The sequence below is a fragment of the Blautia sp. MCC270 genome (assembly GCF_018785605.1).
Lineage (GTDB): Bacteria > Bacillota > Clostridia > Lachnospirales > Lachnospiraceae > Blautia_A > Blautia_A fusiformis.
Genome location: NZ_WQQD01000049.1, coordinates 1 through 12,319, shown reverse-complemented (window position 1 = coordinate 12,319; position 12,319 = coordinate 1). Strand labels below are relative to the sequence as shown.

Genomic DNA, 12,319 nt, shown 5'->3' with positions numbered 1-12,319 from the left:
CCTATCTTCCGTAAGAATCATTTTAAAACAATTGCAAGCAGGTCTCCTGACTTAGGATCCTTACCCTCAGACACCTTCCCGGTCTATTTCTCACGTACTCGACCAGTGGTACTTTGTCTGAGGATTCCCCCTTACAGTGACGGGATCGTACCGGATTTACACCGGTTTCCCTATTAATCCTCTCAGAACTTACAACGGCTGATGTGAAAATCAGCAAATGCTGTTAAATTACTGCAACATTATATGATAAAACTATAGTTTATGTCTATGGAAAAATGTTATATTTTTAGAAAACTCATAAATTTTGTTAAAGATGCTTGAATTGTATATATCCCCCATGGGGGATATGACAATTGGATTTATCTGATCTGCTAAAAAAAACACGGATTTTACCTCGCTGTTTTTACAAATAGAATAGCAAATGGTAAAACCCGGTTTTCTTACTGTTTCAATATGATTTCAGACAGAAGCGTTCTGAAAAGGTTGTTTACTATCAGGTCAGAGTCTCCGTGATCGCTGCATATGCGATCATTGGTCCGTCTTCAATAATGTTCAGACTGGCTGTTTGATAAAGTACGACTCCGTTTTCAGTTGCAATAGATGTGTAAAGTAAATTTCCATAGTAATCTCTCAGTTCACCTAATTCTTCTCCCTTAAAGAAGTACTCTCCAGGCTTCTTGGATGGATACCAGCATCCTGTATACGGCGCATATTCATAGACTACATTTTCAAGAAGCATCTGACGGTAATGCTTCAGACCATGACACGCCTTTCCCTGGAGATGAAAAACAAGGTGACGGACGTCTCTTTTATCCTGTTCTACTTCCTCCCAGGTCCAGTAGCTGTGTCCGCCTCTTTCGATAAGAATACTTGGAATTCCAAGAGAAGAAGCATAATTGTAGGCGCCACCTGTGGCAGTTGTGGAACGGACTACATATTTTACGCCGATATGCCGTGCCATATGTAATGACTTCTCTGCTGTCTTTTCATCTACAACCCCTACATAATAAACATAGGGATGAAGCTGTTCAAACCCATCTCCACTATGTAGGTCGATATAATAATCTGCTATAGAAAAAAGTTTCGTCACTATAGTATAGGCAATACGATCTGCAGCTGTTCCCTCAGGATCTCCGGGAAAAACGCGGTTCAGGTTCTTGCCATCCTCATAGACCAGACTCATGGTGCGATGCTCAAAGCCGCTGACATTGACCAGTGGAACGATGATCACATTTCCCTTCAGTTCTTCCGGTTGAAATTCTTTTGCAAGTTCCATTGCCGCCTGGATTCCTACATACTCCGCACTGTGTATTCCTGCTGTGATCAGTATCGTCGGTCCGTCTTTCACTCCGCATATCACAGTTGCCGGCATTGCTATGCCGTATCCTGTGATCTTAATTTTTCCCTGTGCTTTCTCTCCTTTTTCAATCACCCAGTCATCAATTTTGATCATTGGTTGTTTCCCTTTTCCTTTTTTATATTTCCGCACTTTTGACGATAAGTATATCATGCCTAACCGAAATTGTACATATTCTTTTAAGATTCCGGGAAAACAGAAAAAAGCTTTCGTAACCGTTCATTCTGATCCGACGTACAAAAACTTTTTTCCTGAATGATATATAATTTATCTTTTTACCAATTCTTTGGTGATTTCTTCCCAGCTGACTCCTTTTTCCACCATGAGTACCATCATATGATAAAGAAAATCTGAAATTTCGTATTTAATCTCTTCTTTATCCGGATTTTTGGCTGCAATGACGATCTCTGTGCATTCTTCACCGACTTTTTTCAAAATCTTGTCGATTCCTTTATCAAAAAGATAATTGGTATAGGAACCTTCCTTTGGATGTTCTTTTCGGTCAGTGATCACATCATACACATTCTGGAACACGTGAAGTGGGTTGGTATCATCGTACTCTTTTTTCATCAGCGGTTTGAAGAAACAGGTACGGTTTCCTGTATGGCAGGCTGCGCCAACCTGCTCCACTTTGGCAAGGATCGTATCATTATCACAGTCAATAGTAAGAGACTTTACATACTGTACGTGTCCGGATGTCAGACCTTTGGTCCAGAGCTCATTCCGGCTGCGGCTCCAGTATGTCATTTTTCCAAGCTTCAATGTTGTGTTAAAAGCAAGCTCATTCATATAGGCCAGCATCAGTACTTCATCCGTCCGGTAATCCTGGACAATAACCGGAACCATTCCGTCACTGTTTAATTTAAAGTCCGACCATGCAATATTACTTTTATATGTGTTTACCGGAATTCCGGCTTCTTCGCAGGTCTCCTTAAATGTATGCAGATCATTTTCAAGACTGCTTACATAAGCACCGCAAAGTCCGGACACAGCTGGTTCTCCTAAAAGCTCCAGAACGTTCTCAGATCTGTTTTCATCGGTATGAAGAACAATGGAAATCTGAGAAATCTCTGCAATTTCATTTTCGACAGTGTCCAAAGCCAGAACAGTGTCTGCATATGTTTCGATCAGATCCTGATTTTCTGTGAATTCTCTCAGATCAGAGATGCTGATCATCATACGCTCTTTTCCAAAGCGCCGGGATACTTCTTCCAGAAGCTTGATATTATTCTCTTTCGAAAAATTCAGTACAACTTTGGCACATCCCGCATAGATCAGCTTTTTTACATCTTCCATACGTTTGATATTTCCCGCTGCGATCACCGGGATCTCAGATACCTGACAGATATCACGGATTTTTCCGATCGCACGGTCATGCTCTGCATCTGCGGAAGAAAAGTCAAATACCAGAAGCTCATCTGCCCCATTGTCACCGTAAAATTTTGCAAGTGTTTCTACATTTCCGTCTCCGAAAAGATTTCTCTGTCCAAATCCTGTTACCGCCTTTTCTGAATGAAGATAAAGGCATGGGATCAACTGTTTGTTCATAAGTGGTCTCCTTCTGTATCAGAGGCTTCCCTTGGTAGAAAGCACGTCTGTAATCCGGGAATCGTACTGTGTTGCTGCATCAAGGGCTTTCGCAAAGCTTTTAAACATGGCCTCTGCCACATGATGGCTGTTTCCTCCGGAAAGAACCTTGATGTGAAGATTCATTGCCGCGGAATAGGATATTGCATAAAAGAATTCCTTTACCATCTCTGTAGCCATATCTCCTATTTTTTCCGTAGAAAACTCTGCATCCCATCCGAGATAAGGTCTTCCGGAAAGATCTACTGCGCAGAGCACAAGCACTTCATCCATAGGAAGGATACAGCTGCCGTAACGTTTGATCCCTTTTTTGTCGCCAACTGCCTCGCGGATAGCGTTTCCAAGGACGATCCCCGTATCTTCAATGGTGTGATGATCATCTACATTCAGATCACCGTGGACTCTCAGCGTAAGATCATACAGTCCATGGCGCGTAAAACCGTCCAGCATATGGTCAAAAAAGCCAATGCCTGTATCAATATCGGAACTTCCTGTTCCATCAATATTCAGCTGCAGACGTATCTGCGTTTCTTTTGTGTTTCTTTCGATCAGTGCTTCTCTTGCCATTATTCGTTCTCCTTGTCCTCTTCCTCAAAACGGACTGCAATGGAATTTGCGTGTGCAGTCAGCTGTTCCGATGTGGCAAACTGGATGATGTCCTTGTGGATCTTTCGGAGTGCTTCCCTGGAATAATATACAATACTGGATTTTTTGATAAAATCATCTACAGAAAGTGCGGAGAAAAATTTGGCAGTTCCATTGGTAGGAAGTACATGGTTTGGTCCTGCAAAATAATCTCCAAGGGGTTCAGAGCTGTGCTCTCCGATAAAGATCGCACCTGCATTTCGTACCTTCATCATATCTTCAAAAGGATTCTTTGTGACGATCTCCATATGTTCAGAAGCAATTTCATTGGCAGCCTCAATGGCCTCGTCCATATCTTCTGCGATCAGGATATAACCAAAGTTCTCCAGGGATTTCTCAATAATGGCTTTTCTGGAAAGTACCTCAACAAAACCTCTGACTTCTTCATCTACCTGATCTGCAAATTTCTCATTTGTTGTGATCAGGATCGCAGATGCCATCTCATCATGTTCTGCCTGAGAAAGAAGATCTGCTGCAATATAACGAGGATTTGCAGTCTCATCTGCAAGAACGAGGATCTCGCTTGGGCCGGCAATAGAATCAATGCTTACGTATCCATAAACTGCCTTTTTTGCAAGCGCAACAAAAATATTTCCGGGTCCTACGATCTTGTCAACCTTTGGAATACTCTCGGTTCCATATGCAAGTGCTCCGATGGCCTGTGCACCACCCACTTTATAGATTTCATCTGCTCCGGCTTCGTTGGCAGCAACAAGTGTGCTTGGATTTACTTTTCCGTCTTTTCCAGGAGGTGTTGTCATTACAATACGGTCAACACCGGCAACTTTTGCAGGAACGATATTCATCAGCACGGAAGACGGATATACAGCCTTTCCACCGGGAACGTAAACACCTACACAGTTCAGAGCGGTTACCTTCTGACCAAGCATAGTTCCGTCTGTTGTGCTTGTGAACCAGCTGTTCTGAAGCTGCTTTTCGTGATAGCTGCGGATATTCACCAATGCTTTTTTGATCACATCGATCAGGGAAGGATCTACCAGCTTGTATGCTTCCTCGATTTCCTCAGGAGTTACACGGATCGTATCCTTTGTCACTTCGACTTTATCAAATTCTCTGGTAAATGCAAATAACGCGGTATCTCCCTCTGCTTTTACTTTGGCAAGGATATTTGCTACTGCATCCTCGTATTTTCCGTAATTATTAGGGCTTCTTTTTAAGAGAGTTTCCAGAATATCTTTTGTAGATTCTTTGGTGAGTTTTACCTTACGCATAATAAATTCTGCCTTCTTTCTGTATTTTGGAGGTTCATCTGTTATTCAGTTTATTTGATCACACCTCGAAGTTCTGTGATCAGTTTGCGGATCCGTTCATCTTCCATTTTCATGCTGACCTGATTGACTACCATACGTGCAGACAGAGGGCAGACTTCTTCCAGCACCTTCAGGCCATTCTCGCGAAGAGTGCTTCCGGTTTCCACGATATCCACGATAACCTCGGAAAGTCCTACGATCGGTGCAAGCTCGATGGAACCGTTCAGCTTAATGATCTCCACAGTCTGATGCTTTTTGTTATAGAAGTAATCCTTTGCAATATTTGGATATTTTGTAGCTACACGGATCAGCTGATTGTTATTCAGGACTTCTCTGGCGCTTTCAGGGCCGCATACGCACATGCGGCATGCTCCAAATCCAAGATCCATAACCTCATATAGCTTTCTTCCTTCTTCCAGAATGGTATCTTTACCTACGATACCGATATCTGCTGCACCATACTCTACATAAGTCGGCACATCCGGACCTTTTGCAAGGAAAAACTTCAGCTTCAGTTCCTCATTGGTAAAGATCAGCTTTCGGGAATCTTTGTCACGCATCTCCTCACATGTAATACCGATCTTCTCAAACATATCCAGTGTTTTGTTGGCCAGACGCCCTTTTGTGAGGGCAAATGTAAGATATCTCATCAGTCCTGCTCCTCCTTTGCCGGGCACAATGCCACTTTTTTACCTTTATTTCGAAGCTCCATTGCTTCCTGGATCGCTTTTTTCAGATTTCCCGGATCATAGGTGATCACAATGGTCTTATCACCGGACGGAACAGCCAGCTTCTGTCTGGAAAGCGCGAGCATCAGGTTATCGACCACAATGGCAAATCCAATGGAAGAAGCCGGTTTTCCGAAATGCTTCATCAATTCGTTGTAGCGTCCGCCCTTGATCAGGGGTTCACCGGTTCCATATGTATAAGCCTGGAAAATGATCCCTGTATAATAACGGAACTTACTGAGCATTCCAAAATCAAAAGCAATGTATTTCTCACAGCCGTATACTTTCAGGATCTCATAAATTTCTTCCAGTCGTTTTACTGCAGAAAGTGCTTCCGGATTGGAGGTGAGTTTTTTTGCTTTTTCCAGCACTTCTGCTGAACCGAACATCTGAGGCAGTTCAGCAAAAGCCTTGGAAAGGTTATTGCCTAAATTCTGTCCCTTAAGAAGCTCTTCCACACCAAAATAATTCTTCTGAGAGATCAGCTCACGAAGATGCTCTTCTATCTCCGGCTCCAGATCTGCCTCTGCAAGCAGGGATTTATAATAATCTACCTGGCCTACGCTAACCTGGAATTCGGTAAGTCCTGCTGCCTTCAGACACTCCACGGTCATAGCAAGGATCTCAGCATCTGCTGCTGCAGAATCATCTCCCATATGCTCAACACCCATCTGAGTATTTTCCTTCATCTGACCTCTGTAACTGGAATTGTTGATAAATGTATTTCCGGTATAACAAAGTCTTACAGGTCCTTTTTCCGGATCAAAATAAGTTGCACATGCTCTGGAAACAGACGGTGTAAAGTCAGGTCTGAGGACAAGTGTGTTTCCCTCTCTGTCAAAAAATTTATATAAATCCTTGGATGGGATCGTTCCTACTTCATTGCTGAACACTTCAAAATACTCAAATCCCGGTGTTTCTATATCTTCATATCCATATCTTGAAAACACCTGGTGGAGCTCCCTCTGGAGCCGTTTTTTGCGGCTGCATTCCTCTCCATAAATGTCCCGCACACCTTCAGGTGTATGAAAAATACGCTGCATGTTCATTTCCTCCGTAACACGTTTTGAGATTTTCTGTGTTCCACTTTAATTCGCTACCATGCTACCACAGAAAAACTTAAATTTGATTATATAGGAAACCTTTCCAAAAGTCAATCCCGTAATTGCAGATCTTTCTGGATCCCTTCCAGATAAGGAACCAGAAATCCATTTTTTCCGGAAAGATAAAATTCCTCGTCCAGCTCTTCCCGACGAAAACTTTTTCGTCCGCCGTCTTCCATCCTTTTCCAGAATTCCTTCAGCTTACGAAGGGTAAGATAATAAAAAACATTATCTGCGCTGAAATAGATCAGAAAAAAAGCAATCCCCTTCTGCTTTTCAAACTCATCCATAAATGCTACCTGATGAGGATGAATGTTCGCAAGGGGAAAAGTTTTTACACAGCATTCTTTTGCATCGAAGCAGACAGGGATTCCCTGTACTGCTCCGATATAATCTACGGTACTTTTCTGTTCAAAATATGCCAGCGTGATATGCCGGGAGGTTTTATCCATTTTAACCGGAGTGATAGGTGTCGGAATTTTCTGGATGAGGGCCAGTCCCTTTTCCCTGTACTGCTCATTGGTACGATTGATAAGTTCCTCCAGAGTAGAACCACGAAGTCCTCTGCTGTTCCATGTTGCCATAAAGTCTGTCCTTTAATTTAGAAGTTTGATGGATGGGAAATAACGGATCTCCGCTTTTCCGACGATCTGATCAAACTGTACATATGTATTCTGCCAGTATCGGGAATCCTTGGAATTGTTACGGTTGTCTCCCATCATAAAGTAACAGTTTTCCGGTACTTCGTATGGTCCGAAGCTTCCAAGAGGAGTTTCCGACACAAAGGAATCATCCAGAGGTGTCTCTGAATCATTGATATAAACTTTACCATCTTTGATCTCTACTTTATCTCCAGGAAGACCGATGATACGTTTGATGAACAGCTGGGACTCATCATCCGGATATTTGAAGATTACAATATCAAAGCGTTCCGGATCTTTCCATTTTTTTGAGATCTCGTGACCAAATACATCCATATTCAGACCATAGGCCAGACGATAGCCAAAGATACGATCCCCGGTCATAATGGTATTTTCCATAGATTCTGACGGAATCTTTGCATTGATCAGTACTACATTGTTGATAACTAGGACTACAACTACCACGATGATGATCATCTTGACGTAATCCCATATTTCATTCCAGATTTTCATAATAACTCTCCTCCAACTTTTCCTCTTTTAGTGTTCTGAGAAAGATTTCCGGAAGCGGTGCCGTAAAGACCTTCCCGGATAAATATGACAGGCTTCCTTTCATAGATGGAAACTCCATTCGAAAAGAATGAAGCAGCTGTCCTTTCAGTTTTTTATCGGCTTTTCCATATTTGGGATCACCAACAATCGAATGTCCCTCCGAAGCAAGGTGAGCTCGGATCTGATGTGCACGTCCTGTGATCAGTTCAACCTTAAGAAGGGTACGGGTTCCATTGGTACCCAACGGATAATACTTTGTTTCCACTGGAAGGGCATTTTCTTTCTCTTGTTTATAGATGGTTACTTTATTGCTTTTTTTATCTTTTGCCAGATAACCTTTGATATATCTTTCTACTTTTAAAACTCCCTCCACAAGACAGAGGTAATATTTATGAAGTTCCCTGGACTTGAACATCCCTGAAAGTTCCTGCAGACCGGAAAGGCTTTTGCCTGCCGCTATAAGTCCACTGGTATTGCGGTCAAGGCGGTTGCATACGGAAGGACGAAAGGTTCTCAGATCATTCTCTGTAAGAGAGCCATTTTTCAGAAGATAGCCAGTCAGATATTCTACCAGTGAAGGGGTTCCGTCATCAGCAGGCTGAGAAAGCATTCCTGCCGGTTTGTTGATCAACAGGATATTTTCATCCTCGTAAATGATATCCAGAGCATAATGTGCCCGTGGAGCAGAATCATTTCCGCTGAATTTTTCAAATGTTTCATCACTTAAAAACAGTTTTACATGATCTCCTGAAAACAGCTTTTCATTCCCGGTGGCTTTTTTTCCATTGAGCGTGATATTTTTTTTCCTCATCATTTTGTAGAAAAAGCTCTTTGGAGCTTCACGGAGAAGCTTGGCCAGATATTTGTCAAAACGCTGTCCGGCCTCGTTTTCGTTAATGATAAATTCTTTCATTATATAATGCTCCTACAGACAGATTGCCAGGATCGTATGTTTGATCAGTTCTTCCCTGGAAAGATCCGGGTATCGCTCATCCGGCGTGAATTTAATCCCGTTTCTTAAAGATTCTTTGTGCTCATTCATGGAATCCAGACGTTCCAGATAGGGTTTCAGGTCCCTCAGGATCTTTACATCTACTTTATATCCGTTTTTACGGATGATTTTCTGTGACTGCTCTGCAAGGTAGGCGATATCTGCTTTTGGATCACTGGTATAACCCACTACTGTATTTCCGCACACGGCAACAGCGTCCAGATAACCGCTTTTCTCATAAAAAGTCATGTACATTTCATAGGACATGACCAAGTCACCGGCATGCTTGCGGATCTCTTTATAGAGCTTTTCATCCATAGGATGACGTAACAGGATCATGATCAGGCTTACCATGGATTTACATCCTGGCAGACAGCCTACTACGGTCAGAACCGTCCAGACTGTCATTCTTGTTCCGTTGACGGCCCACGCCACAAAGAAAATGAGCAGTGGAAGCGAAAATAATCCTGCGGTGATCAGGAGTCTTCGTTTTTTTTCGCTGTTAAAATAACCGAAATCACCTTTTTTTGTTTTTCTTTTTCTGGTATCTTTCATGTGCCAAACTCCTTGTCTGTGTTTTTTTGGCTTTTTTATGAAGCTCTCTGGGACGGATCAGACATTTCGGTCCAAAGCCGACCAGATCCATACGTCCGGTCATCTTAAGTCCTTCCAGGACCAGTTCGCGATTTTCCGGATTTTTATACTGCATCAGTGCTCGCTGTATTGCTTTTTCGTGTGGATTTTTCGGCACATATACCTTTTCGCCTGTCAGCGGATGGATTCCTGTGTAATACATACAGGTAGAAAGTGTTGATGGCGTTGGATAAAAATCCTGAACCTGCTCCGGCGTAAATCCAAGATCACGGACGTATTCCGCAAGCTTCACGGCTTCCTTCATTGTACACCCGGGATGGGACGACATGAAATACGGAACGGCATATTGCTGCTTACCAGTCCGCGCATTTGCTTTTTCATATTCCTTCAGAAAGCCCTCATAAACCTCGTGCCTGGGTTTGCCCATAAACTTCAGGACTTCATCAGAAACATGCTCCGGTGCTACTCGCAGCTGACCGCTGATGTGATATTTCACAAGCTCATTAAGAAAAGTTTTATCCGGGTCTGCCATCAGATAATCAAACCGAATGCCGGAACGGACAAAAACTTTTTTAACTTTGGGGATATTCCTGACCTTTCTGAGAAGCTGAAGATAATCCTTGTGGTCTACCGTCAGATTCTTACACGGAGAAGGAAACAGGCACTGCCGCTCCTTGCAGACTCCTTTTGTCAGCTGCTTTTTGCAGGAAGGATAACGAAAATCAGCCGTAGGGCCTCCTACATCATGGATATAGCCTTTAAAATCCGGATCCTCCGTCATCTTTTCAGCTTCTTTCAGAATGGAATCGTGACTTCTTGTCTGAAGGATACGGCCCTGATGAAAGGTCAGCGCACAGAAATTACAGCTTCCAAAGCATCCTCTGTTGCTGGTCAGACTGAATTTGATCTCTTTCAGTGCCGGAATCCCGCCTTCTTTCTGGTACATGGGATGATATCGTCCTGTATAAGGCAGATCGTAAACATCGTCCATTTCCATCTGCGTCAGAGGCTGAGATGGTGGATTCTGTATTACATATCCACGGTTCCCATAAGATTCTGCCAGAGGCTTTGCTGTAAATGGATCCGTGTTTCGGTACTGAATGGCAAAGCTGTCCGCATAAGCTTTTTTATCGGTCTGTACCTGTTCAAATGACGGAAGGACCACCGGATCGTAAACCCTGCTGATATCGTGGCTTTTAAAAACCGTCCCTGCCACATATGTGATCTCCTGGACCGGAATCCCGCTTTGCAGGGCTTCTGCGATCTCCAGGATGGAATGTTCCCCCATTCCATAAGAAATCAGATCCGCACCGGAATCGATCAGAATACTGTGCTTGACCTTATTTTCCCAATAATCGTAATGTGCCATTCTTCGAAGGCTGGCTTCGATCCCGCCAAGAATGATAGGCGTATGTTTATAGGTCTGCCGGATCAGATTGCTGTATACAACAGAAGCCCTGTCCGGTCTTAATCCCATTTTTCCTCCCGGAGAATAGGCATCTGTGCTTCGGTGCTTTTTGGAAACCGTATAATGATTCACCATGGAATCCATGTTTCCTGCTGTAACGAGAAAACCCAGGCGCGGTTCCCCGAACACCTGGATGCTCTCCTTCTTTCGCCAGTCAGGCTGAGGGATCATGCCTACACGATATCCTCTGCTTTCCAGAAGACGTCCAATGATCGCAGATCCAAAAGACGGATGATCCACATAGGCATCTCCTGTCACGTAGACAAAATCCAACTCATCCCAGCCTCTTGACTTCATATCTTCTCTTGTAACTGGTAAAAAATCCTGCATTTATAATTCCTCGTATGTATGTGTATTAGTACTGTCTGCCCTGTGTTCATATGCTGTGATGGACTGCCTGGGCACGATAACCCTCTGCAATGATATCCAGCTGCCTGTGGAAGCGTTCCAGCTGACGCAGATCCTTGGTTTTGAATACCCGCAGGAACTCATCCTGTATTTTGCTGACTTCCCGTTCACTGGAAACACGGTAGAGATTTTCAATATTATTCAAAATATCCTTTACAAGATTGGACTGCATCTGAGATGAATTCTGGGCATCCATGATCTCATTGCGCACAGAAGACATTTCATGATCCAGCGAAATGATCGCATCGGATGCTTTACTAAGACGTTCTGCTACATGAGGAGGCATATCACCTTTGTATTTATACTGAAGGGAATGTTCGATCGTTGCCCAGAAATTCATTGCCATGGTACGGATCTGTATTTCTACCTGAAGCCGTTTCGGCCCATGAATAGTCTCCACTGTATAATAAAGGATCATGTGATAACTCCGGTAACCGCTCTGCTTGATATGCGTCAGATAGTTCTTTTCACTTTTGACTTCCATATCTGTTCTTTTTCGGATGATCGCAGCAACGGTATCGATATCTTCTTCAAACTGACATATGATCCGTACTCCCGCCAGATCTTCCATTTCTGTTTCCAGCTGTTCGATCGGGATATCTTTACGCTGCATTTTCTCCAGGATACTGGAAACGCTTTTTACTCTTCCACTGACTTGTTCAATGGGAGAATAACGATCATTTTCGTGATACTCTTCTATCATATGTTTAAACTTGACTGTCAGTTCTTTGACAGCCAGCTCGTAAGGGCACAAAATACTTCGCCATAACTGTATTTCCATGTTGCTCGCTCCTTATCATCTGCCGCCAGTCTCTTTTTGGTTTTGGTGACAGCGGCATACATTTTTTATTATAACATATGTTTTGAAAAAAAAGGGATTGTTTATCAATTTTTTATTAAAAAAATATAGAATTATTTTCCTTTTTGTGTGATGCATCCACAAATCTATATATATGTATAATTCTGTATTTTAA

The 12,319-nt window shown here is 42.9% G+C and carries 12 protein-coding genes and 1 riboswitch; all 12 genes read right to left on the bottom strand.

Annotated features, from left to right (window positions below; all coding sequences use genetic code 11):
- Nucleotides 1-19: 19 nt before the first annotated feature.
- A riboswitch (cobalamin riboswitch) is annotated at nt 20-208 on the bottom strand.
- Nucleotides 209-493: 285 nt separating this feature from the next.
- Entirely contained in the window at nt 494-1,453 is a 960-nt protein-coding gene (locus tag GPK58_RS11330) for a M14 family metallopeptidase (protein WP_059085712.1), read from the bottom strand.
- A gap of 171 nt (nt 1,454-1,624) precedes the next feature.
- Nucleotides 1,625-2,905 carry a bifunctional phosphoribosyl-AMP cyclohydrolase/phosphoribosyl-ATP diphosphatase HisIE gene (gene hisIE / locus GPK58_RS11325; RefSeq protein ID WP_015524924.1) on the bottom strand — a complete coding sequence of 427 codons (1,281 nt, stop codon included), beginning with the start codon at nt 2,903-2,905 and terminating at the stop codon, nt 1,625-1,627.
- An 18-nt stretch (nt 2,906-2,923) separates the two neighbouring features.
- Nucleotides 2,924-3,511 (bottom strand): imidazoleglycerol-phosphate dehydratase HisB, encoded by a 588-nt coding sequence (hisB, locus tag GPK58_RS11320; protein WP_173746172.1) that lies wholly within the window; start codon nt 3,509-3,511, stop codon nt 2,924-2,926.
- Nucleotides 3,511-4,821 (bottom strand): histidinol dehydrogenase, encoded by a 1,311-nt coding sequence (gene hisD / locus GPK58_RS11315; RefSeq protein WP_215638666.1) that lies wholly within the window; start codon nt 4,819-4,821, stop codon nt 3,511-3,513. The genes hisB and hisD overlap by 1 nt, the downstream gene beginning before the upstream one ends.
- Before the next feature lie 50 nt (nt 4,822-4,871).
- A complete protein-coding gene (gene hisG, locus GPK58_RS11310; protein WP_059085710.1) occupies nt 4,872-5,510 on the bottom strand; it encodes an ATP phosphoribosyltransferase in 639 nt (212 codons plus the stop codon).
- Nucleotides 5,510-6,631: an ATP phosphoribosyltransferase regulatory subunit gene (hisZ, locus tag GPK58_RS11305; RefSeq protein WP_215638665.1), complete on the bottom strand. Its 1,122-nt coding sequence runs from the start codon at nt 6,629-6,631 to the stop codon at nt 5,510-5,512. The genes hisG and hisZ overlap by 1 nt, the downstream gene beginning before the upstream one ends.
- Before the next feature lie 110 nt (nt 6,632-6,741).
- Nucleotides 6,742-7,275, bottom strand: coding sequence for a Holliday junction resolvase RecU (locus GPK58_RS11300; RefSeq protein WP_015524919.1), 534 nt, complete (start codon nt 7,273-7,275; stop codon nt 6,742-6,744).
- Between the two features lie 12 nt (nt 7,276-7,287).
- On the bottom strand, nt 7,288-7,845 hold the full coding sequence (lepB, locus tag GPK58_RS11295; protein ID WP_022426337.1) for a signal peptidase I: 558 nt from the start codon (nt 7,843-7,845) through the stop codon (nt 7,288-7,290).
- Entirely contained in the window at nt 7,829-8,797 is a 969-nt protein-coding gene (locus GPK58_RS11290) for an RluA family pseudouridine synthase (protein WP_215638664.1), read from the bottom strand. The genes lepB and GPK58_RS11290 overlap by 17 nt, the downstream gene beginning before the upstream one ends.
- A 12-nt stretch (nt 8,798-8,809) precedes the next feature.
- Complete coding sequence (locus GPK58_RS11285) at nt 8,810-9,430, bottom strand: hypothetical protein (RefSeq protein ID WP_021651487.1); 621 nt, start codon at nt 9,428-9,430, stop codon at nt 8,810-8,812.
- Complete coding sequence (locus tag GPK58_RS11280; RefSeq protein ID WP_215638663.1) at nt 9,393-11,267, bottom strand: YgiQ family radical SAM protein; 1,875 nt, start codon at nt 11,265-11,267, stop codon at nt 9,393-9,395. The genes GPK58_RS11285 and GPK58_RS11280 overlap by 38 nt, the downstream gene beginning before the upstream one ends.
- 46 nt (nt 11,268-11,313) lie before the next feature.
- Nucleotides 11,314-12,126, bottom strand: a complete 813-nt coding sequence (locus GPK58_RS11275; protein ID WP_015524915.1) for a GTP pyrophosphokinase — start codon at nt 12,124-12,126, stop codon at nt 11,314-11,316.
- Nucleotides 12,127-12,319 lie beyond the last annotated feature (193 nt).